At 72.7% G+C, this 21,340-nt stretch carries 18 protein-coding genes; 2 read left to right on the forward strand and 16 right to left on the reverse strand.

Translation table 11 applies throughout. The features are described 5' to 3' along the window. Nucleotides 1–115: 115 nt before the first annotated feature. The gene (locus ACZ7OY_RS38040; protein ID WP_472250151.1) at nucleotides 116–1,285 is read left to right on the forward strand and encodes a PQQ-dependent sugar dehydrogenase; all 1,170 of its coding nucleotides are present in this window, start codon (nucleotides 116–118) and stop codon (nucleotides 1,283–1,285) included. Nucleotides 1,286–1,319: 34 nt separating this feature from the next. On the opposite strand, the gene ACZ7OY_RS38045 is transcribed toward ACZ7OY_RS38040, so the two are convergent. The 12 genes from ACZ7OY_RS38045 to ACZ7OY_RS38100 all read right to left on the reverse strand — a co-directional run bounded on the left by ACZ7OY_RS38045 (nucleotide 1,320) and on the right by ACZ7OY_RS38100 (nucleotide 14,004). Beyond that, the gene (locus ACZ7OY_RS38045; protein ID WP_472250152.1) at nucleotides 1,320–1,562 is read right to left on the reverse strand and encodes a DUF6191 domain-containing protein; all 243 of its coding nucleotides are present in this window, start codon (nucleotides 1,560–1,562) and stop codon (nucleotides 1,320–1,322) included. A gap of 36 nt (nucleotides 1,563–1,598) precedes the next feature. After that, on the reverse strand, nucleotides 1,599–4,727 hold the full coding sequence (locus ACZ7OY_RS38050; RefSeq protein ID WP_472250212.1) for a helix-turn-helix transcriptional regulator: 3,129 nt from the start codon (nucleotides 4,725–4,727) through the stop codon (nucleotides 1,599–1,601). A 260-nt stretch (nucleotides 4,728–4,987) separates the two neighbouring features. After that, a complete protein-coding gene (locus ACZ7OY_RS38055) occupies nucleotides 4,988–5,173 on the reverse strand; it encodes a hypothetical protein (RefSeq protein ID WP_351600672.1) in 186 nt (61 codons plus the stop codon). A gap of 217 nt (nucleotides 5,174–5,390) precedes the next feature. Further along, nucleotides 5,391–6,014, reverse strand: coding sequence for a hypothetical protein (locus ACZ7OY_RS38060; RefSeq protein ID WP_472250153.1), 624 nt, complete (start codon nucleotides 6,012–6,014; stop codon nucleotides 5,391–5,393). 69 nt (nucleotides 6,015–6,083) lie between these two features. Continuing rightward, complete coding sequence (locus ACZ7OY_RS38065; protein WP_472250154.1) at nucleotides 6,084–8,312, reverse strand: MMPL family transporter; 2,229 nt, start codon at nucleotides 8,310–8,312, stop codon at nucleotides 6,084–6,086. A 193-nt stretch (nucleotides 8,313–8,505) separates the two neighbouring features. Continuing rightward, the gene (locus ACZ7OY_RS38070; RefSeq protein WP_472250155.1) at nucleotides 8,506–9,117 is read right to left on the reverse strand and encodes a hypothetical protein; all 612 of its coding nucleotides are present in this window, start codon (nucleotides 9,115–9,117) and stop codon (nucleotides 8,506–8,508) included. Nucleotides 9,118–9,408: 291 nt separating this feature from the next. After that, nucleotides 9,409–10,923: an Asp-tRNA(Asn)/Glu-tRNA(Gln) amidotransferase subunit GatB gene (gene gatB, locus ACZ7OY_RS38075; protein WP_472250156.1), complete on the reverse strand. Its 1,515-nt coding sequence runs from the start codon at nucleotides 10,921–10,923 to the stop codon at nucleotides 9,409–9,411. Between the two features lie 15 nt (nucleotides 10,924–10,938). Next, on the reverse strand, nucleotides 10,939–11,181 hold the full coding sequence (locus tag ACZ7OY_RS38080; RefSeq protein WP_351151463.1) for a hypothetical protein: 243 nt from the start codon (nucleotides 11,179–11,181) through the stop codon (nucleotides 10,939–10,941). Continuing rightward, the gene (gene gatA, locus ACZ7OY_RS38085) at nucleotides 11,178–12,671 is read right to left on the reverse strand and encodes an Asp-tRNA(Asn)/Glu-tRNA(Gln) amidotransferase subunit GatA (protein ID WP_351600686.1); all 1,494 of its coding nucleotides are present in this window, start codon (nucleotides 12,669–12,671) and stop codon (nucleotides 11,178–11,180) included. Before gatA ends, ACZ7OY_RS38080 begins: the two co-directional genes overlap by 4 nt. Before the next feature lie 7 nt (nucleotides 12,672–12,678). Next, nucleotides 12,679–12,975, reverse strand: coding sequence for an Asp-tRNA(Asn)/Glu-tRNA(Gln) amidotransferase subunit GatC (gene gatC / locus ACZ7OY_RS38090; RefSeq protein ID WP_015036350.1), 297 nt, complete (start codon nucleotides 12,973–12,975; stop codon nucleotides 12,679–12,681). 102 nt (nucleotides 12,976–13,077) lie between these two features. Continuing rightward, nucleotides 13,078–13,569, reverse strand: a complete 492-nt coding sequence (locus ACZ7OY_RS38095; RefSeq protein ID WP_472250157.1) for a cupin domain-containing protein — start codon at nucleotides 13,567–13,569, stop codon at nucleotides 13,078–13,080. Between the two features lie 63 nt (nucleotides 13,570–13,632). After that, nucleotides 13,633–14,004 (reverse strand): DUF4267 domain-containing protein, encoded by a 372-nt coding sequence (locus tag ACZ7OY_RS38100; protein ID WP_472250158.1) that lies wholly within the window; start codon nucleotides 14,002–14,004, stop codon nucleotides 13,633–13,635. An 87-nt stretch (nucleotides 14,005–14,091) separates the two neighbouring features. Between ACZ7OY_RS38100 and ACZ7OY_RS38105 the strand changes: the two genes are divergently transcribed. Further along, nucleotides 14,092–14,679 (forward strand): TetR/AcrR family transcriptional regulator, encoded by a 588-nt coding sequence (locus ACZ7OY_RS38105; protein ID WP_472250159.1) that lies wholly within the window; start codon nucleotides 14,092–14,094, stop codon nucleotides 14,677–14,679. A 127-nt stretch (nucleotides 14,680–14,806) separates the two neighbouring features. On the opposite strand, the gene ACZ7OY_RS38110 is transcribed toward ACZ7OY_RS38105, so the two are convergent. The 4 genes from ACZ7OY_RS38110 to ACZ7OY_RS38125 all read right to left on the reverse strand — a co-directional run bounded on the left by ACZ7OY_RS38110 (nucleotide 14,807) and on the right by ACZ7OY_RS38125 (nucleotide 21,327). Further along, nucleotides 14,807–17,041 carry a putative bifunctional diguanylate cyclase/phosphodiesterase gene (locus tag ACZ7OY_RS38110; RefSeq protein WP_472250160.1) on the reverse strand — a complete coding sequence of 745 codons (2,235 nt, stop codon included), beginning with the start codon at nucleotides 17,039–17,041 and terminating at the stop codon, nucleotides 14,807–14,809. Between the two features lie 259 nt (nucleotides 17,042–17,300). Next, nucleotides 17,301–19,496, reverse strand: coding sequence for an NAD-dependent DNA ligase LigA (gene ligA / locus ACZ7OY_RS38115; RefSeq protein ID WP_472250161.1), 2,196 nt, complete (start codon nucleotides 19,494–19,496; stop codon nucleotides 17,301–17,303). Nucleotides 19,497–19,511: 15 nt separating this feature from the next. Continuing rightward, the gene (locus tag ACZ7OY_RS38120; RefSeq protein ID WP_472250162.1) at nucleotides 19,512–20,519 is read right to left on the reverse strand and encodes a methionine synthase; all 1,008 of its coding nucleotides are present in this window, start codon (nucleotides 20,517–20,519) and stop codon (nucleotides 19,512–19,514) included. 118 nt (nucleotides 20,520–20,637) lie between these two features. Further along, nucleotides 20,638–21,327, reverse strand: a complete 690-nt coding sequence (locus tag ACZ7OY_RS38125; protein ID WP_472250163.1) for an SDR family oxidoreductase — start codon at nucleotides 21,325–21,327, stop codon at nucleotides 20,638–20,640. Nucleotides 21,328–21,340: the final 13 nt, after the last annotated feature.

Here is a 21,340-nt window from a genome sequence, read left to right on the forward strand (position 1 = left end):
CGGACCCGATCGCACAAACGTTTCCCCAAGCCCGTTCGGGCATCGGGGTCCCCGTCCGGGAACCCTTCGGGCGGGAGCGGCGTAGACAAGGAGAACCCTCCGCGTCGAAGGGACCATGATCGTGCAACGTCGAGCTGTGACGTCCGTGCTGGCCGCGGGCACCCTCCTGTTGACGGCAGGCTGCTCCTCCGACGCCGGAGGATCCGGCCGGGACCCCTCGGGCACCACGTCGGCCCGTACGGGCGCGACGGCGTCCGCCACCGGCCCGGCGGCCGAGTCGGCCCCGCCCTCGAAGGGCTCGGTGAAGGTGCTGCGCACGGTCGCCGAGGGACTCAAGACCCCCTGGGGGCTGGCCCCGGTCCCCGGCGGCGGCCTGCTCGTCTCCTCCCGGGACGAGGGGACGATCACCCTCGTCGACGAGAAGACCGGCAGGAAGACGGAGCTGGGCGAGGTGCCGGGGGTGTCCCCGGCCGGTGAGGGCGGCCTGCTGGGCATCGCGCTCTCCCCGGACTTCGCCTCGGACCACATGGTCTACGCGTACTTCACCTCCGCCTCCGACAACCGCATCGTCCGGATGCTCTACGACCCCGCGAAACCGGCGGGCGAGCAGCTGGGCGCGCCCGACACGGTCTTCAAGGGCATCCCCAAGGGGATGATCCACAACGGCGGCCGGATCGCCTTCGGCCCCGACCGGATGCTCTACGCCGGTACGGGCGAGACCGGCGACCGGGGCCTGTCGCAGGACCGGAAGTCCCTGGGCGGCAAGATCCTGCGGCTGACCCCGGAGGGGGAGCCCGCCCCGGGCAACCCGTTCCCGGACTCCCCCGTGTACTCGTACGGGCACCGCAACGTCCAGGGGCTGGCCTGGGACGCGAAACAGCGGCTGTTCGCCTCGGAGTTCGGCCAGGACACCTGGGACGAGCTCAACGCGATCGAGCCGGGCGGCGACTACGGCTGGCCGGACGCCGAGGGCAGGTCGTCCGATCCGAAGTACCGCAACCCGGTGGCCCAGTGGCACACGGACGACGCCTCCCCCAGCGGTGCCGCCTACGCGCAGGGCTCCGTCTGGATGGCGGGGCTGAAGGGCCGGCGCCTGTGGCGCGTCCCGCTGCGGGGCACCGAGGCCTCGGCGGCTCCGCAGGCCTTCCTCACCGGCACGTACGGGCGGCTGCGCACGGTGGTGCCGGCGGGCGGCGACAAGCTGTGGCTGGTCACCAGCAACACGGACGGCCGGGGGGACCCGAAGCCGGGGGACGACCGGATCCTGGAGCTGGAGGTGAGCTGAACCGCCCGCCCCGGCCGGTCCGCTCCCGGGTCGCTCATCCGCCGCCGGGGCCGGGCGCGTCCGGCCCCGGGTCCGCGTCCGGAGCGTCCGGTTCCGGGTCCGACGCGTCCGGGTCCGGCGGGGGCAGGCGTACGACGACCTTCCCCGACGTGAGGTCTATCGGCCCGCGTCCGGGATCGCTGTCCCCGGTGTCCTCACGGGTCAGCTCCAGCCGGTTCTGTTCGTCACGGGTGTGCTTGCGGCCCGGGGCGAAGAGTTCCGCGAAGGCATCGAACACAGGTCCTCCTCCTGGCGGTTTCCTCCACCCTACGGCTCAGGTCCGCGGGCCGGAGGGCAGCGGACCCGAGGGCGGCGGGCCGGCCGGGAACAGCCCGGCCCGGTGCGCCAGCGCCGCCGCCTCTCCCCGGCCCGAGACCCCGAGCTTGCCCAGGATGTTGGAGACATGGACGCTGGCCGTCTTCGGGGAGATGAAGAGCTCCTCGGCTATCTGCCGATTGGTGCGCCCGGCGGAGACCAGACGCAGCACGTCACGCTCCCGGCAGGTCAGGCCGAGGGCTTCGGCCGGGTCGGCCGGGTCGGCCGGCCGCTCCGGGGCGCGGCCCGGGAACAGACGTGCGCCCCGGGCGAGCCGGGTGACGGCGTCGGCCAGCGGGCGGGCGCCGAGCTCCTCGGCGACTGCGTGGGCGAGACGGAGCAGCTCGGCGGCGCGGGCCCGTGCGTCGCCGTCGCCGGCCGGGGTGCCGCCCGGGCGCTCGGCACCGGTGACGAGCAGCGCCTCGGCGAGCCGGTACCGGATGCGGGCCAGGTCGTAGGGCCGCTCGAGCTCCTCGAAGGCGGTGACCGCCTCCGACCAGGTCTCGGCGGTGGCCCGCCCCTCGGCCAGGTGCACCTCGGCACGGACCCACCGCTCGTGGGCGAGCCACACGGGTGCGGCCGTGGTGAGGGCCTTCGCGGACTCCAGGATGCGCTCCAGGGTCCGTCGGCGGCCCGGCTGCGCGACGGGCAGGGCGCGGGCGTCCGCCTCGGCGGCGGCGGCCGTCAGGAGCAGGGGCCAGGCGTAGCGCTGGGTACCGGGCGGGAAGCCGGCGTCGAGGACGGGGTCGAGCGCGGCGCGCGCGTCGAGGATGCGGCCCTCGGCGGCGGCGAGGCCGACGGTGACCCAGGCCAGCGGGATCGACTGCTGCGGCAGGACGTCATGGGAACCGAAGTACGCCGCCGCCAGAGCCAGTTGACGGCCCGCCTCGGGCAGGTCTCCCCGCGACAGGGCGATCTGGGCCAGGCAGAGCGGGGCGTCCCCCAGCGGTCCCGCGTTGCGGCCGAGCCGCAGGGCCTGGCGCGCCGCGTCGGAGGCTGCATCCCAGCGGCCCAGCGAATGGAGCGATTCGGCCAGGTTGCACCACACCCAGCTCTCGGCGTCCACGAGGCCGAACTTCCGCGTGTAGACGGCCCCTTCCTCAAGAAGCGGGACGGCTTCCCGGGACCGGCCGACGGCCTCCAGCTCCGCGGGCAGGTTCACATGGGCGCGCCCGGCGACGTAGGCGATGCCGAGCCGGAGCGCCCGCTCCCTGACGTCGCGCATCTGGGCGAGTCCGGCCTCGATGTCCCCGGCGTCGACCATGAGGGCGCCGAGGGTGAGACGGTCGTTCAGCTCGATCTCGTCGGCGCCGACCATCCGGGCGTACTCCACGGCCCGTTCGGCGGCCGAGAGGGCCTCGGGGCCGGGCGTGTGCGCCATCAGCCAGGACGCCACGGCACCCAGCACCTCGGCGTGCACCCGCGACGGGGGCAGGCCGCGTACGAGCTCCTGGGCGGCGGCCAGTTCCGCCCAGCCGTCCCCGCGGGCCTGGGCCTGCATCAGCCGGGAGCGCTGGACCCAGAACCAGGCGGCGCGCAGAGGGTCCCGCTCCTCGTCCAGCAGGCGCAGCGCCCGCTTGGTGATCTTCAGGGCGCGTTCGCGCTCGCCGCAGATCCGGCCCGCGACGGCCGCCTCGGCCAGCAGGTCGAGGAAGCACAGGGCGGCGGGACCGCGGCCGTCATCGTCCCCACGGCTGTCGACGTCATCGGTGCCGTCGCGGCCGTCGGCCGGGTAGGCCTGTACGCAGTCGAGCGGGCGGAGCCGGGACCGTACGGCCTCGGGGGCGGCGTCCCACAGCTCCATGGCGCGCTCCAGCAGCCGCAGCTGCTCGCTGTAGGCATGCCGGCAGCGGGCCGTGGCGGAGGCTTCGAGGACGGCGGGCAGGGCCTTGGCCGGGTCGTGGGCGTGATACCAGTAGCTCGCCAGGCGCATGACATGTTCGTCGGCCGGGACGAGCGTGGGATCGGCTTCCAGGGCCTCGGCGTAGCGGCGGTTGAGGCGGGAGCGCTCACCGGGCAGCAGGTCGTCGCCGACCGCCTCGCGGACCAGGGAGTGCCGGAAGCGGTAACCGTCACCGGACGGGGCCACGAGCAGGATGTGGGCGTTCACGGCGGCACGCAGCGCCTCGATGAGGTCGTCCTCGCCGAGCCCGGCGACGACGGCGAGCAGCCGGTACTCGACGGTGGAACCGCCCTCGGCGACGATCCGCGCGACGTTCTGGGCGCACTCGGGCAGGCTCTCGACCCGCACCAGGAGCAGGTCGCGCAGCGAGTCGGTGAGCCCCGTGGAACAGCCCGCGTCGGCGGCCACGGCGAGTTCCTCGACGAAGAAGGCGTTGCCGTCGGAGCGTTCGAAGATGTGGTCGACCTGGGCGGGGGCCGGTTCGGTGGCGAGGATGCCGGCGATCTGGCGGCTCACCTCCGCCCGGTCGAAGCGGGCGAGTTCGATCCGGCGGACCGTGCGCTGCCGGTCCAGCTCGGCGAGCAGGGGCCGCAGCGGATGCCGGCGGTGGATGTCGTCGGCACGGTAGGTGGCGAGGACGACGAGCCGGCCGGTACGCAGGGTGCGGAAGAGGTAGGCGAGAAGGTGGCGGGTCGAGGCGTCGGCCCAGTGCAGGTCCTCCAGGGCCAGCACCACGGTGCGGTCGGCCGCCAGCCGCTCCAGCAGCCGGGCGGTGAGTTCGAAGAGGCGGGCCATGCCCTCCTCGTCGTAGCGGCCGAGGACACCCTCGCCCAGCTCCGGCAGGAGCCCGGCCAGCTCCTCCTGCCGTCCGGCGGCCGCGGCGGCCAGCGCGTCGGGCAGTTCCCGGCGCAGCGCGCGCAGGGCGGCGGAGAACGGCGCGAAGGGCAGTCCGTCGGCGCCGATCTCGACACAGCCGCCGACGGCGACGACGGCGCCCCGGCCGCGGGCGACGGACGCGAACTCCTCGACGAGCCGGGTCTTGCCCACCCCGGCCTCACCGCCGATCAACAGCGCCTGCGGCTCGCCCTCGACCGCACGGGCCAGCGCGTCGTCCAGGGTGCCGAGCTCCGCGGCACGGCCGACGAACACGGGACTGACGGAACTGTTCTGCACGGGCCCGAGCATCGCACAGAGCTCGGTCCGGGCCGGGCCGGACGACGGGAGGAACGGGGCCGGGGCGAACGACCGGGAGGACGGGGCCGGGACGGACAGCAGGAAGGACAGCGCCGGGGCGGACGGCAGGAAGCACGGGGCCGGGGCGGTCCCGCCCACGGCCCCGCCGCCCGCTCCCGCCTCGGCCCGCTCGGCCGTGCGCTCCGTCCGGGCCCCGGCCCCGCCCCCGGCCGGCTCCCGGGGGCGTCCGGCCGCCGGGGCCCCGACCGCGTTCACGCGGCGCGGTTCGGCCGCAGCCGCCGGAGCCGGTAACTATGCGACTCGCCGCTCCGGAGCCGTTGCGCGGCCTCCCGGCGGGCGGCGCGGCGGCCACGGACGGCCGCGCGGGCCAGCCGCTCCTCGTCGGCGCGACGGATCAGCTCGGCGGAACGGATCTGCTGGATCTCGTACTCGTACATGGTGTGTCCCCTGTGCGGTGAGTGTCGGTGTCGTGCCATCGCTCGCTGCGATGACTCCACCTTCGTCCGCCAGGGGGGTCCGCCACATCGGGAGAGTTCCGCATCTTCCGGGGGCGGCGGGGCCTTAGACGCGCGTAAGGGGCCCCGCGGCGCGCGTAAGGCACTTACGTACGCCGCGGGGCCCCTCTGGGGGGCTGCGGGGTGGTGGCCCTGGGGGTCAGCTCGCGGAGGGCAGTCCGAGCAGGATGTCCGTGTACTTGAGGACGGCCAGCAGAAGGCCGACCACGCCCAGCGCGATACCGGCCCAGGCGACCGACTTGATCCACGGCGCCTGCGGCCTGCCGGGGGCGCCGAACGCGGGCCGGACGAGCACCACGACACCGACGATCAGGGCGGCCAGGGCGAACACGCCGCCCCACAGGGCGGTGGTCTGCCAGGCGTCGCCGTAGATCTCCTTGACCTGTGTGGCGACGCTCGCGGACGACGAGGTCTTGAGCTGGCCGATGAGCGTCTCGCGCGCGGCGGCCACCGTGGAGATCCAGCTGCCGGTGAGCGAGACCAGGCCGAGGGCCGCGGAGACCACGGCGGCCGCGCCCTGGCCGACCCCGGAGGCCCCGTCCTCCCGCGGCACCTCGACACCCTCGACACCCTCGGCGTCCTCGTCGTCCTCGGCGTCGGAGTCCTCCGCGCCGTCCGCGTCCTGCGCGTCCTCGGCCTCGGCCTCGACGCCGGTCACCCCGGCCGCGGTGACGTCGGTCGCGGTGACGTCCTGCTTCTCCTCGTCGTTCGTCGCCTCGGCGCCCGTCTCGGCACCGGTCTCGTCAAGTGTCTTCGTTCCCATGGCCCGCACCGTACGGACGGAGTCTGAGAGCTCTCTTAACGATCGTTGTGAGCGGTACGCGCGCTGCCGCTACTTCACCGCTACGTCCGTCTCCGCCATGACGCTGCTCTCCGGTACGCCCGCGAGGGCCGCGAGCCTCTCGTGCGCGGCACGGCACTCGGGGGCTTCGATGCTGATGCGCGGCAGTCTGCGGTCGAGCCAGCCGGGCAGCCACCAGTTGGCGCCGCCGAGCATGTGCATCAGGGCCGGCACGAGCAGGGTGCGCAGGACGAAGGCGTCGATGGCGACGGCGGCGGCGAGGGCGATGCCGAACATGGCGATCACCCGGTCGCCGCTGAGCACGAAGGCGAGGAAGACCGAGATCATGATGACCGCGGCGGAGTTGATCACCCGGCTGGTCTCGGCGAGGCCGACCCGGACGGCGCGGCGGTTGTCGCCGGTCTCCAGCCACTCCTCGTACATCCGGCTGACCAGGAAGACCTGGTAGTCCATCGAGAGGCCGAAGAGCACCGACACCATGATCACGGGCAGGAAGGGCTCGATCGGGCCGGCGCGGCCCAGGCCGAGCAGTTCGCTGCCCCAGCCCCACTGGAAGACCGCGACGACGACACCGAAGGCGGCGGCGACGGCGGCCACGTTCATCGCGGCGGCCTTGAGCGGGATGCCGATCGAGCGGAAGGCGAGCAGCAGCAGGACGCAGCCGAGCCCGATGACGACCCCGACGAACAGCGGCAGCTTGCCGACGATCACACCGGCGAAGTCGTCGTACGCCGCGCTCACCCCGCCGACGCTCACGTCCAGGGTGGTGCCCTTCTCGGCGCGCGGCAGCACCTCGGTGCGCAGCCGGTCGACGAGGTCGCTGGTGCTGCGGGACTGCGGCGCGGATTCGGGGACGACGGTGAGGTAGGCGGTGCGGCCCTGGGCGTCGTAGGCGACCGGCGTCACGGCCGCCACGCCCTCGGTGCTGCGCAGCGTGGCGTCGAGGTTGTCGAGGGCGACCTTGTCCTCGGCCCCGCCGACACCGGTGACGAGGGTGAGGGGACCGTTGACCCCGGGGCCGAAGCCCTCGGCGAGCAGGTCGTAGGCCTGGCGGGTGGTGGCGGTCTTCGGGTTGTTGCCCTGGTCGGAGGTGCCCAGATGCAGGGAGAAGGTGGGCAGCGCGAGGACGCCCACGACGACGACGGCGAGAGTGCCGAGCAGCTTGGGGTGGCGCTCGACGAACGCCGACCAGCGGGCGGCGAACCCGGTCGGCAGCTCCGGCTGGGGTCCGAGTTCCAGGAGCCGGCGGCGCTCGCGGCGGCTGAGGGAGCGCGGGCCGATGAAGGACAGCAGGGCGGGCAGCAGGGTCACGGAGGCCGCGACCGTCAGCATCACGGTGAGGGCGGCGGCTATCGCCACACCGTTGAGGAAGCTCAGCCGCAGGATCAGCATCCCCAGCAGGGCGATACAGACGGTGGCTCCGGCGAAGACGACGGCGCGTCCGGTGGTGGCGACGGCGTTGGCGACGGACTCGTCGACCGCCAGGCCGCGTTTCAGGCCGCGCCGGTGCCGGGTGACGATGAACAGGGCGTAGTCGATGCCGACGCCCAGCCCGACCAGCATGCCGAGCATGGGGGCGAAGTCGGCGACGGTCATGGCGTGCCCGAGCAGCTCGATCCCGGCGTAGGCGGTGCCCACACCGACCAGCGCGGTGGCGATGGGCAGCAGCGAGGCGGCCAGTGAACCGAAGGCCAGGAACAGCACGACACCGGCGACGACCACGCCGACGATCTCGGAGACGTGTCCGCCCGACGACTCGGTGAGTGCGATCGCGCTGCCGCCCAGCTCCACCTGGAGACCGTCGCTCCGGGCCGACTCGGCGGCGTCGACCACGGGCCGCACATCGGACTTGGTGATCTGTTCGACGGGGCGGTCGAAGGTGACGGTGGCGTACGCGGTCCGCCCGTCGGCGCTGATCCTGCTCGCGCCCTGGTCGCCGTAGGGGCCGTCCACGGAGGCCACCCCGGGCAGGTCCGCGATCTTGTCCAGGGTGCCGGTCATCGTCTGTTCGACGTCGGCGGCGCGGACGGTGCCGGAGGTGGTGTGCCAGACGACCGTGTCGCTGTCTCCGCCCAGGCCGGGGAAGCCGCTCTGGAGCAGCTGCACGGCGCGGCCCGACTCGGTGCCGGGGACCTCGTAGTCGTTGGAGTAGGCGGACCCGACGGCGGACGCCGCCGCGGTCATCCCGCCGAGGGCGAGGAGCCACAGTACGACGACGAGGATGCGGTGTCGGACACACCAGCGTGCAAGAGCTGCCACAGTCGTGCTCCCGGAATGGGGGTCGATGGATCTTTGACCGGGAACAGCTGCGAAGAACTGAAGAGCCAGCAAAGAACGCATGGGCGATGCGGTGCCACTCTTACAGGCTTAAGCGATCGTTTGTCGGATTCGTCGGCTTCTGGGAGACAAGTCACAGTGCGCCGCCGGAATCTCCACCGCTCCTTCGGCCACTTCAGTCGACCTGGTCGCCGACGGCCATCACCATCACTCCGGCGATCAGCAGCCACAGCGCGCGCCGGGTGTGTCCGCGGTGCCCGAGGACCGCGGCGGCCGCGCAGACGGCGGCACCGAGGGCGTAGGCCGCGGGAGCGATGGCCGGTGCGGGGCCGACACAGCGCAGCAGGGCCGCGGCGACGCCCATCAGGGTCAGCAGGACGCCGGTGACGGACGCCGTCCACCGGGCCCGCCGCGCGTCCTCGGCGTGGTCCTCCGGGTCGTCGGGATCGTCGGCGTGGTCCTCCGGGTCGTCGGGATCGTCGGCGTCGTCCAGGCCCTCCGGACCGTCCGGGCCGACCCGGCCGACCGGGCCGATCGAGTCCCCGGGGCTCTCCGGCTCCCCCTGACCGTCCGCCGGTCCTTCCGCCTCCGCCGGGCCTTCCGCCTCCGCCGGGCCTTCCGCGTCCGCCGACTCCGCCGCTTCCGCCGAGTCCGCCGTGTCCTCGGGGTCGTCCGGACCCTCCGGGGCCTTCGGGCCGTCGGGAAGGTCGCTCTCGTCCCGCACCCCGGCCTCGGCTATGTCGGCGTCCCTCTCGGTGTCCGTCGTGGAATCAGTAGGTCCGCTCATGGCGGGCGAGCGTAGTCGCTCCGGCCGGGAACTCCGGCCACGGGGCGGACCGGCACCGGCCCGCACCCCGGCCGCCCGGCGCCCCCGGCACATCGCCGCCGCCCCGGACAGGTGCATTTTTTGACGGTTCGACCGAGCTCCTGCACCACCCGTCCGCTTCCCGAGGGTCCGAGCGGCCCGGTCGCCCATGTCCGAGATCACATCCCGGGCCGGCCCGCGGGCCGGCCGATCACGCACCTGGGGGGATGCATCGGTGTCGATGCATCCCCCCAGGGTTCACGGATTCGGGACTCAGCCCTCGCTGACGCCGAGCTTCTCCAGGATCAGCTCCTTGACGCGGGCCGCGTCGGCCTGACCGCGCGTGGCCTTCATGACCGCGCCGACCAGGGCGCCGGCCGCGGCCACCTTGCCGCCACGGATCTTGTCCGCGACGCCGGGGTTGCCCGCGATGGCCTCCTCGACGGCGGTCGTGAGCGCGCCCTCGTCGGAGACGACCTTCAGACCGCGCTTGTCGACGACCTCGTCCGGGGTGCCCTCGCCCGCGAGGACGCCCTCGATGACCTGGCGCGCCAGCTTGTCGTTCAGGTCGCCCTTGGAGACCAGCTCGGTGACCCGGGCGACCTGCTCCGGCGTGATGGCCAGCTCGTCCAGCGCCGTGCCGGACTCGTTGGCGCTGCGCGCCAGCTCGCCCATCCACCACTTGCGGGCGGAGGCGGCGTCGGCCCCGGCGTCGATCGTCGCGACGATCAGGTCCAGGGCGCCGGCGTTGAGGATCGACTGCATGTCGGTCGCCGAGATCGCCCACTCCTCGAGGAGCCGGTTGCGGCGCACCAGCGGCAGCTCGGGCAGTCCGGCGCGGATCTCCTCGACCCACTCGCGGGACGGCGCCACCGGCACCAGGTCCGGCTCCGGGAAGTACCGGTAGTCCTCGGCCTCCTCCTTCACGCGGCCCGAGGTCGTCGACCCGGTGTCCTCGTGGAAGTGCCGGGTCTCCTGGATGATCGTGCCGCCGCCGTTCAGCACGGCCGCGTGCCGCTGGATCTCGAAGCGGGCCGCGCGCTCGACGGAGCGCAGCGAGTTGACGTTCTTGGTCTCGCTGCGGGTGCCGAACTTCTCGCGGCCGTGCGGGCGCAGCGACAGGTTCACGTCGCAGCGCATCTGGCCCATCTCCATGCGGGCCTCGGAGACGCCGAGGGCCTTGATGACCTCGCGCAGCTCACGGACGTACGCCCGCGCGACCTCGGGGGCCCGCTCGCCCGCACCCTCGATCGGCTTGGTGACGATCTCGATGAGCGGGATGCCCGCGCGGTTGTAGTCGAGCAGGGAGTGCGAGGCGCCGTGGATACGGCCGGTGGCGCCACCCACGTGGGTGGACTTGCCGGTGTCCTCCTCCATGTGGGCGCGCTCGATCTGGACACGGAAGGTCTCGCCGTCCTCCAGCTGCACGTCGAGGTAGCCGTTGAAGGCGATCGGCTCGTCGTACTGGGAGGTCTGGAAGTTCTTCGGCATGTCCGGATAGAAGTAGTTCTTCCGGGCGAAGCGGCACCACTCGGCGATCTCGCAGTTGAGCGCGAGACCGATCTTGATGGCCGACTCGATACCGATCGCGTTGACGACCGGGAGCGCGCCGGGCATGCCGAGGCAGGTCGGGCAGGTCTGCGAGTTGGGCTCGGCGCCCAGCTCGGTCGAGCACCCGCAGAACATCTTGGTCTTGGTGCCGAGTTCCACATGGACCTCGAGGCCCATGACGGGGTCGTACGACGCCAGCGCGTCCTCGTACGACACCAGGTCGGTCGTGGTGGTCACGGTGAAACTTCCCTCTCAGCCCAGCAGGACGTCGTCGTCGCCCAGCCGCTTCAGCTCGCGGTAAAGGATGGCGAGGCCGGTGACGATCGCGACGGCGGACACCGTGGCGTCGATCAGGCGCAGTGTGTCGTGCTCGGCGCGGGCCTTCTTGATCTGCTTGGCGACACCCATCGCGCCGAAGGCGGTGGTGGCCATGGACAGGTACGTGCCGGACTTCGACTTCTTGAAGCCCTTGGCCTTGGACAGTGCCTTGCTCACAGCGACGGAGCCTCCTCGATCAGCGGATGCCCCCACCTTTCCACGAAGGCGGCCTCGACGGCGGCGCCGACCTTGTACAGCCGGTCGTCCTTCAGCGCCGGGGCGATGATCTGGAGCCCGACCGGGAGGTTGTCCTCCGGGGCGAGGCCGCACGGCAGCGACATGGCCGCGTTGCCCGCCAGGTTGGTCGGGATCGTGCACAGGTCCGCGAGGTACATCGCCATCGGGTCGTCGGCGCGCTCGCCGATCGCGAAGGCGGTGGTCGGCGTGGTCGGCGAGACGATCACGTCGACCTGCTCGAACGCCTTCTCGAAGTCCCGCGTGATGAGCGTGCGGACCTTCTGCGCGGAGCCGTAGTACGCGTCGTAGTAGCCGGAGCTCAGGGCGTACGTGCCGAGCATGATGCGGCGCTTGACCTCGGGGCCGAAGCCCGCCTCACGGGTGAGGGAGGTGACGTCCTCGGCCGAGCGGGTGCCGTCGTCGCCGGTGCGCAGACCGTAGCGCAGGCCGTCGAAGCGGGCCAGGTTGGACGAGCACTCCGAGGGCGCGATCAGGTAGTACGCCGACAGGGCCAGGTCGAAGGACGGGCAGTCCAGCTCGACGATCTCGGCGCCCAGCTCCTTGAGCAGCTCGACGGACTCGTCGAAGCGCTGGATGACACCGGCCTGGTAGCCCTCGCCGCGGAACTGCTTGACGACGCCGACCCGCATGCCGGCCACGCTGCCGTTGCGGGCGGCCTCGACGACCGGCGGGACCGGGGCGTCGATGGAGGTGGAGTCGAGCGGGTCGTGCCCGGCGATCACCTCGTGCAGCAGCGCCGCGTCCAGGACCGTACGGGCACAGGGGCCGCCCTGGTCGAGGGAGGACGAGAAGGCGACCATGCCGTAGCGGGAGACCGCGCCGTAGGTCGGCTTCACGCCGACCGTGCCGGTGACGGCGGCCGGCTGGCGGATGGAGCCGCCGGTGTCGGTGCCGATGGCCAGCGGGGCCTGGAAGGAGGCCAGGGCGGCGCTGGAGCCGCCGCCGGAGCCACCAGGGATCTTGGTCAGGTCCCAGGGGTTGCCGGTCGGGCCGTAGGCGCTGTTCTCGGTCGAGGACCCCATGGCGAACTCGTCCATGTTGGTCTTGCCGAGGATGACCACGTCGGCGGCCTTCAGCCGCTTGGTGAGGGTCGCGTCGTACGGCGGGATCCAGCCCTCGAGGATCTTCGAGCCGACGGTCGTCGGGATGCCCTCGGTGGTGAAGATGTCCTTCAGCGCGAGCGGGACGCCGGCCAGCGGGCCGAGCTTCTCGCCGCGCTCGCGCTTGGCGTCGACGGCGCGGGCCTGCGCGAGGGCGCCCTCGCGGTCGACGTACAGGAAGGCGTGCACCTTCTCGTCGACGGCTTCGATCCGGGCGAGGTGGGCCTCGGTGACCTCGACGGCCGTGAGCTCGCCGGAGGCGATCTTCTCAGCGGTCTCGGCGGCGGTGAGCTTGATGATGTCCGTCATGATGGTCTTAGTCCTCCCCCAGGATCTGCGGCACCTTGAAACGCTGCTGCTCCTGGGCCGGGGCGCCGGAGAGCGCCTGCTCGGGGGTGAGCGACGGACGGACCTCGTCCGCCCGCATGACGTTCGTCAGCGGGAGCGGGTGCGAGGTCGGCGGTACGTCTTGGTCGGCGACCTCGCTGACGCGGGCCACCGCGCCGATGATGTCGTCCAGCTGTCCGGCGAAGTGGTCGAGCTCTTCGCCCTTCAGCTCCAGACGCGCCAGCCGAGCGAGGTGGGCGACCTCCTCGCGCGTGATGCCAGGCATGCAGCGTTCCTCTGGGGTGAGTGAGTGGTTTGGCCCCAATCCTAGGGGGCCGGGCGCGGTGCCCGCGCAACGGTTTACCCCGGACCGGCCCCCGGACCCTCGTCAGCGGCGGCCGTCCCAGGCCTCGCTGCGCAGGAAGTGGTTGTCGTAGAGCTCCTGCACCTCCAGCAGACTCTCCGGGCTCACCTCACCCAGGCGGATGCGCTGGAGGTGGCGGAAGTAGCCGAAGCGCTCGACGCCCGGGGTGATCACGACGAGGATGTCGGCCGCGCTGCCGGGGGCGGCGGCGAAGGCATGGGGCCTGCCCGGCGGGACGATCACCAGGTCGCCGCGTTCGGCGGTGACGACATCGTCGCCGGAGAGCAGTTCGGCGACGCCGTCCAGCATGAAGAACATCTCGGCGGAGTTGCGGTGCAGGTGCGGGCGGGCGCCGTCGGCACCCTGCGCGAGGGTGACCCGCACGGTGGACAGCGCCCCGCCGGAGGCGCCGCTGTCGGCCAGCAGCCGGACCGCGACGGGATCGTCGCCGATCCTCTCGGCCTCCGCCTCACGGACGATCACGGACGAATCGAACTTCGGCACGAACATCGACATGGTCAAACCCCCTGTTGATCACCACGGAACAGAACGGGACGCAACTGGTCGTAACGGGCGAGTTCAGACCGCGAAGAGCAGTCCGGCGCTGATCAGCACCACCACCGCGGTGGCGAAGTGGATCCCGAAAGCGGTTGCCTTCGAGCCGCCGTGGCGCAGCACTATCAGCGTGTCGGCGAGCGGCACGAGCGCCACCACGAGCATGAACCACGCCTCGGCGCGGGCACCGGCGAAGGCGAGAAGAGCCAGTCCCATCAGACCGAAGACGCTGTCCTTCGATCCCTTGACCGTGAGGTAGGCGCCGGTGTCCCCGGCGGGATCCGCGGGGACGCCGTAGCCGGTGGCGGCGGGGCCCGGCTGAAACAGGAACCGGGCCCCGATGAACAGGACGAACAGGTCGAGCACAACAGCCAGGGTGTACGCGGTGACGGTCACGCCGGATCTCCTTGCTAGCAGCGCTAGGGACAAGAGCGAAGCTAGCAGAGCGACGACAGAATGGCTAGCGATGCTAGAATCACGGTCATGTCGATCCAGACGCGCCGGGAGCGCGAACGAGCGGAACGCGAGCGGCTGATCGTCACGGTCGCGCGGGAACTGGCCGAGGCCGAGGGCTGGGACGCGGTCACCACACGGCGGCTGGCCGCCGAGATCGAGTACAGCCAGCCGGTCCTCTACAGCCACTTCAAGGACAAGGGCGCCATCATGGCGGCGGTCGCGGTGCAGGGGTGCGCGGAGCTGGCCGCCGAGCTGCGCACGGCCCGTACGGCGGCCGGCGACGACGCCGGGCGCGCGCTGGCGGCGGTGGGCGAGGCGTACACCTCCTTCGCACAGCGGCGGCCCGCGCTGTACGACGCGATGTTCACGCACCTGGTGGACCTGCCCTTCGCCACGCCCCAGGCTCCGCCGGAGCTCCAGGAGGCGTTCGGGGAGCTGTACAGCGCCGTGCTGCCGATCGCGGCCGACAGCGACGACCCGGGCCTGCTCACGGAGACGTTCTGGGCGGGGCTGCACGGGCTGGTGACCCTCATGCGCAGCGGGCGGCTCCCCGCGGGCGCCCACGACCGCCGGCTGGCCCTGCTGATCGGCCACTTCACGGCGGGCACGTCCTGAACCGGACGGGGCGAACGAACCCCGGGTACGGCGGACCCTGCGTGTGACGTGCCCCGCGTACGGCGGGGGCGGCGGGCCGCGGTCGGCGGGTCGCGGGTCGGCGGGAGCAGGGGCGGCGGACCGACCGTCAGTCGTCGGACGCCGCCGCGGGCAGGGCCGCTGCCGGACGCTGCCAGCCGCGCGACCCGCGTGCCCGCAGCCAGGCCGTGGTCTCCTCCGGGGGCATCGCGGCGGCGACCAGCCAGCCCTGCACGGCGTCGCAGCCGAGGTCGCGCAGCCGTTCCCAGGTCTCGTCGTCCTCGACACCCTCGGCGACGACCAGCAGGCCCAGGGAATGGGCCAGGTCGACCGTGCAGCGGACGATCTCCGCGTCCTCCGGGTCCACGGCCAGCCGGGCCACGAACGAGCGGTCGATCTTCAGCTCGCTGACCGGCAGCCGGCGCAGATGCACCAGCGAGGAGTAGCCGGTGCCGAAGTCGTCCAGCGACATCTTCACGCCGTGACCGGTCAGCGCGGCGAGGGTGTCGGCGGCCCGCTGCGGGTCCTCCAGCAGGACGTGTTCCGTTATCTCCAGCTGGAGCGCCCCGGCGGGCACTCCGTGCCGGGCGAGACGGGCGGCGACGGAGCCCGCGAAGCCGGGCGTGTGGACGTCGCGCGGGGAGACGTTGACCGCGACCGGCACGTACAGCCCCTCGGCGCGCCACCGGGCGACCTGCGCCAGCGCCGTCTCCAGGACGTACTCCGTCAGATGCGGCATCAGCCCGGAGGACTCGGCGATCGCTATGAACTCGTCCGGCGGGACCTTGCCGCGCTCGGGGTGCACCCAGCGGACCAGCGCCTCCAGGCCGGCCACCTGTCCGTCGAAGCGGACCTTGGGCTGGTAGTGCAGCTGGACCTCGTGGGCGTCGAGGGCGCGGCGCAGATCACCCAGCAGGCCGAGCCGGTCCGGGGTGTTCGAGTCGCGCTTGGACTCGTAGACCTCGACCCCCGTGCGGTCCCGCTTCGCCTGGTACATGGCGACGTCCGCCCGGCGCAGCATCCCCTCGGCGTCGAGGGCGTGGTCGGGGAAGACGGCGACGCCCGCACTGGCCTCCAGGACGAGGGTGAGTCCGTCGAGGTCGAGCGGGGAGCTGAGGGCGGCGACCAGGCCGCGGGCGATGCGGGTGGCGGACGTGGTGGAGTCGGCGACCGGCAGTAACACGGCGAACTCGTCTCCGCCGAGCCGCGCGGCCTCCGCCCCGCGCGGCAGGGCCACCCGCAGCCGGTCGGCTATCTGGAGCAGCAACCGGTCGCCGGCCAGATGGCCCAGGGTGTCGTTGACCGAACGGAAGCGGTCCAGGTCGATCAGCATGAGGGCGGAGCGGGCGCCTATGCGCTCGGCGTCGTCCAGGGCCGTCCAGATACGTTCCAGCAGCCACTGACGGTTGGGCAGGCCGGTGAGCGGGTCGCGCAGTTGCTCCTCGGCGCGGGCCCGGGCTATCCACAGGGTGGAGTCGAGGGCGACCAGCGGGATGGAGAACAGCGGCAGCAGGACGGGTTCGGCGGCGGCGACCACGCAGACCAGGGGGGCTATGCCGAGCAGCGCGACCACGACCAGGCCCTGTCTGACCAGGGCGGTGCGGGCGACGGTGGGCACTCCGGCGTTGCGCGCGGAGTGCAGGTACCACAGCAGGGTGCGGGTCACCGCGAGGTAGGCGGCCGCGACCAGCACCACCTGGGGGGCCGCGTAGAGGGTCCAGCTGCCGGGGTCCCAGGGGGCCTCGACGGACGGCACCCGCCCGAAGGCCGCGAGCACCAGGGCCCCGGCGCCGATGCCGAGGATGTCCACCGCTCCGTGCAGGACGCCCTGCCGCCAGCGGTGGCGCCTGGCTATGCCGACCAGCACGACGACGGTGAGGCTGACCATGCCGGCCGCGACCCAGCCGTAGAGCAGCAGCACGGCGAGCGTGAGGGCGGCGCCCGATCCGGTGCCGCCCCACCAGCGGGAGCGGCCCAGCATGACCAGGTGGCCGACGATGATGCCGGTCAGGATGGCCAGCGACCAGCCGACGGTGCCGCACGGGAAGAGCGCGTGGCTGCCGGTGAACGCCCGGTAGAAACCGGCGCCCAGGACGAAGGCGGCCGCCGCGACGACCGCCGCGGGCAGCGCGGGCCAGGACAGGTGACGTTCGGCTTCGGCACCGGGCAGGTCGGCCACGAGGTCGTGGGCGGGGCCGTCCACGGGGGTGCGCAGGACGATCGCGCGCCCCTCCGCACCCTCGTGCGCCGGAGGCCGCGTCCCCCACCGGCTGTCCCGCCAGGCGCCGGTGACCCGGCGCAGGCGCAGCCATGCGTCCGGAGCGGCGCTCTCGGTCGGTTCCATTCCCGTCCCTCTCACAGCCGGCAGTGCCCACACCGCACGGCCCGATGCCCGACAACCTGCGACGGCGCCGGGCTGGAAAGCCCTTCCCCGTACCCACCAGGAGCAGGGGGATGCCCCGGCCGCAGCCGGGCACGGCAGGCGCACATCCCAACAGTAGGCCGCAGAAGGCATCCACGGGCAGCGGTCGTCGACGGTTGCCCGATTGAACCCCCGCCACCCCTATGCATCTGGTATGCGCCGATCGGGTGGCCTTCCACCGCTACTCCGCGGCCGGAAGGGCGACTTCGGCGGCCGCCTCCGGCCCTTGTTCCAGCAGCACACCGAAGCCGTCCTCGTCCAGGACGGGCACCTTCAGCTGCATCGCCTTGTCGTACTTCGATCCAGGGCTTTCACCCACAACGACGAACGACGTCTTCTTCGAGACCGAACCGGTCACCTTCGCACCCCGGCTCTGCAGCGCGTCCTTGGCACCGTCGCGGGTGAAGTTCTCCAGGGTGCCGGTGACCACGACCGTCAGTCCCTCCAGCGGGCGCGGGCCCTCGTCCTCGCCGGACGACTCCTCCTCGAGCGGGACTCCGGCCGCCTTCCACTTGCGGACGATCTCGCGGTGCCAGTCCTCGGCGAACCAGTCCTTGAGAGCTGCGGCAATGATGGGCCCGACGCCCTCGGTGGCGGCCAGCTCCTCCTCGGTGGCCTGTTCGATGCGTTCGACGGAGCGGAACTCGCGCGCGAGGGCCTGCGCCGCCACCGGACCGACGTGCCGGATGGACAGCCCGTTCAGGAAGCGGGCGAGCGGCCGCCCCTTGGCCTCCTCGACGTTGGCCAGCAGGGCAAGCGTGTTCTTCTTCGGCTCCCCCTTCTGGTTGGCGAAGACCGTGACGACCTTCTCCTCGCCCGTCTTGGGATCCCGCTTGGGCAGGCCGCTGTCCGCGTCGAGGACGTAGGCCCTGATGGGCAGCAGCTTCTCCACCGTCAGGTCGAACAGGTCACCCTCGTCCACGAGCGGCGGGGCGGTCGGCTCCAGCGGGCGGGTCAGCGCCGCGGCGGCCACCGCGCCGAAGTTCTCGATGTCCAGGCACTCACGGCCCGCGAGGTAGGCGACGCGCTCGCGCAACTGGGCCGGGCAGGTACGCGCGTTGGGGCAGCGGAGGTCGATGTCGCCCTCCTTCATGGGCCGCAGCGGCGTCCCGCACTCGGGGCACTCGGCCGGCATCACGAACTCCCGCTCGGTGCCGTCCCGCAGGTCGGCCACCGGGCCGAGGATCTCCGGGATGACGTCACCGGCCTTGCGGATCACCACGGTGTCGCCGATGAGCACGCCCTTGGCCTTGACGACCTCCTGGTTGTGCAGGGTGGCGAACTCGACCTCGCTGCCCGCGACCGTGACCGGCTCGACCTGCGCGTACGGCGTGACGCGGCCGGTGCGGCCGACACCCACCTTGATGTCGACGAGCTTGGTGTTGACCTCTTCCGGCGCGTACTTGTAGGCGATCGCCCAGCGCGGGGCCCGAGCGGTGGACCCGAGTCTGCCCTGGAGCCGGATCTCGTCCAGCTTGACGACGGCGCCGTCGATCTCGTGCTCCACGGAATGGCGGTTCTCACCGTCGTAGTGGGCGATGAACTCGCGTACGCCGTCCAGGCCGTCGACCACCCGGTTGTGCGTGGAGGTGGGCAGGCCCCAGGTCTTCAGCAGGTCGTAGGCCTGGGAGAGACGGGTCATGCCCGTGAAGCCCTCCAGGGCGCCGACGCCGTGGACGACCATGTGCAGCGGGCGGGTGGCGGTGACCCGCGGGTCCTTCTGGCGCAGCGAACCGGCTGCGGCGTTGCGGGGGTTGGCGAAGGGCTTGTCGCCGGCCGCGACCAGCCTGGCGTTCAGCTCCTCGAACTTCTCCATCGGGAAGTAGACCTCGCCGCGGATCTCCACCAGGTCGGGGACGTCATCGCCCCGGAGGCGGTCGGGGATCTCCGCGATCGTGCGCACGTTCGGGGTGATGTCCTCGCCGGTGCGGCCGTCGCCGCGGGTCGCCGCGCGGGTCAGGCGGCCCTGCTCGTAGGTGAGGTTGACGGCGAGGCCGTCGACCTTCAGCTCGCACAGGAAGTGGTACGCGGAGGCGCCCACGTCCCGGTGGACGCGCTCCGCCCAGGCGGCGAGCTCCAGGTCGTCGAAGGCGTTGTCCAGGGAGAGCATCCGCGAGCGGTGCTCGACCGCCGTGAACTCCGTCTCGTACGCCCCCGCGACCTTCTGCGTCGGCGAGTCGGGCGTGCGCAGCCCGGGGTGCTCCTCCTCCAGTGCCTCCAGCGCGCGCAGGAGTCGGTCGAACTCCGCGTCGCTGACGACGGGAGCGTCCTTCACGTAGTACCGGAAGCGGTGCTCCTCGATCTGCTCGGCGAGCTGCGCGTGCTGCTCCCGTGCCTCGGCGGGCACCGTCGTCTCCGCCTGCTGGTCGCCGGCCACCGTGTCGTCCTCCCGTTACTCTGGGTTGTCCGCGAGGGATCTCGCCGCCGAAACGCAGTGGGCGAGCGCCCTGCGGGCGTACGCGGGGGACGCCCCCGCGAGGCCGCAGGACGGAGTGACCGTCACCGCCTCCGCGAGCAGCCCCGGTTGCAGTCCCAGCCTGCGCCACAGCGTTCTGACACCCATGACGCTACCGGCAGGGTCCGACAATGCGGAGTCCGTGCCGGGCACGACACCGGCGAACAGCCGCGTGCCCGCCTCCACCGCCTCACCGATCACGTCGTCGTCACGCTCGGTGAGCAGCGAGAAGTCGAAGGACACGGCCGCCGCTCCGGCCCGGCGCAGCAGCGCGAACGGGACGTCCGGCGCGCAGGAGTGGACCACGACCGGGTCCTCGCCGTGCACCGCGACGACGTCGCGCAGGGTGGCCTCCACCAGCTGCCGGTCGACGGCGCGGTGGGTGCGGTAGCCGCTGGCCGACTTCACCTGGCCGCGCAGCACGGCGGTGAGGGAGGGCTCGTCGAGCTGGAGGACGAGCCGGGCGCCGGGGATACGGCGGCGCACCTCGGCGAGGTGCAGCCGCAGTCCCTCGGCGAGCGAGGCGGCCAGGTCGCGGCAGGCGCCGGGGTCGGAGAGCGCGACCTCGCCGTTCCTCAGCTCCAGCGCGGCGGCCAGCGTCCAGGGGCCCACCGCCTGCACCTTCAGCGGACCCGTGTACTCCTGGGTGAACTCCTCCAGCGCGTCCAGGTCCTCCCCCAGCCAGGACCTGGCCCGTCTGGTGTCCCGCCCGGGCCGGTCCCCGAGCCGCCAGCCGCTGGGCTCCACGCGCGCGTACAGCTCGACGAGCATCCCGGCGGTCCGCCCGATCATGTCCGCGCCGGGGCCGCGGGCCGGCAGCTCGGGCAGGAACGGGAAGTCCTCGAAGGACCCGGCGACGGTCTTGGCGGCCTCCCGGGCGTCACCGCCGGGCATCGAGCCGATCCCGGTCGCGGGGCCGAAGCCGGCCTGGCTGTTTTCGCTCACCCCGGAAGCCTACGTAACCCGCGGGCAGCCCCCGCCACCGCTGGTCGTCGCGCACCGCCGCCACCGGTCACCGCGCACCGTCACCGGTCACCGCGCACCGCCGCCGGTCACCGCGGGCTCACCGTCCCGGCCGTACCGTCAGGTCGTTGACCTCCGCGTCCCGGGGCAGGTCGAGGGCCATCAGGATCGCCGTCGCGACGGACTCGGGGTCGATCCACCGCTCCGGGTCGTACTCCTTGCCCTCCTGCTGGTGGACCTTGGCCTGCATCGGGCTGGCGGTGCGGCCGGGGTAGACGGAGGTGACCCGGACGCCGTTCGTGTGCTCCTCGTGGCGCAGGGAGTCGGCGAGGGCCTTCAGGCCGTGCTTGGAGGCCGCGTACGCCGACCAGTCGGCGTGGGCGTTGAGCCCGGCACCGGAGTTGACGAAGATCACGTGCCCCTGGGCGACCCGCAGCTGGGGCAGGAAGTGGCGGGTCAGCTCCGCGGGGGCGATCAGGTTGACGTTCAGCTGGTGGCGCCACGACTTGGGGGTCAGGTCGCCGACCGGCCCCAGGTCGACCACGCCCGCGATGTGCAGCAGGGAGTCCACCCGGTCCGGCAGGCTCTGGTGGGAGAACGCCCAGCTCAGCTTGTCGGGATCCGCCAGGTCACCGACCAGCGTCCGCGCCCCGTCGAACTCGGCCGCCAGTTCCTTCGCACGGCCGGCGTCGCGCGCGTGCAGCACGAGTTCGTCCCCGCGCGCGTGCAGACGGCGGGCGACGGCCGCGCCGATGCCCGACCCCGCCCCGGTGATCACATGAGTAGCCATGCCGCCATGCTCG

The sequence above is a fragment of the Streptomyces sp. NPDC107559 genome, from assembly GCF_055657365.1.

Bases quoted from the DNA above. Each gene is read 5' to 3' on its own strand.
- ACZ7OY_RS38070 (WP_472250155.1), bottom strand. From the start codon at position 9,117: ATGAGCGGACCTACTGATTCCACGACGGACACCGAGAGGGACGCCGAC.
- ACZ7OY_RS38105 (WP_472250159.1), top strand. From the start codon at position 14,092: ATGTCGATCCAGACGCGCCGGGAGCGCGAACGAGCGGAACGCGAGCGG.
- ACZ7OY_RS38055 (WP_351600672.1), bottom strand. From the start codon at position 5,173: ATGTACGAGTACGAGATCCAGCAGATCCGTTCCGCCGAGCTGATCCGT.
- ACZ7OY_RS38095 (WP_472250157.1), bottom strand. From the start codon at position 13,569: ATGTCGATGTTCGTGCCGAAGTTCGATTCGTCCGTGATCGTCCGTGAG.
- gatA (WP_351600686.1), bottom strand. From the start codon at position 12,671: ATGACGGACATCATCAAGCTCACCGCCGCCGAGACCGCTGAGAAGATC.
- ACZ7OY_RS38110 (WP_472250160.1), bottom strand. From the start codon at position 17,041: ATGGAACCGACCGAGAGCGCCGCTCCGGACGCATGGCTGCGCCTGCGC.
- ACZ7OY_RS38040 (WP_472250151.1), top strand. From the start codon at position 116: ATGATCGTGCAACGTCGAGCTGTGACGTCCGTGCTGGCCGCGGGCACC.
- gatC (WP_015036350.1), bottom strand. From the start codon at position 12,975: ATGCCTGGCATCACGCGCGAGGAGGTCGCCCACCTCGCTCGGCTGGCG.
- ACZ7OY_RS38125 (WP_472250163.1), bottom strand. From the start codon at position 21,327: ATGGCTACTCATGTGATCACCGGGGCGGGGTCGGGCATCGGCGCGGCC.
- ACZ7OY_RS38050 (WP_472250212.1), bottom strand. From the start codon at position 4,727: ATGCTCGGGCCCGTGCAGAACAGTTCCGTCAGTCCCGTGTTCGTCGGC.
- ACZ7OY_RS38060 (WP_472250153.1), bottom strand. From the start codon at position 6,014: ATGGGAACGAAGACACTTGACGAGACCGGTGCCGAGACGGGCGCCGAG.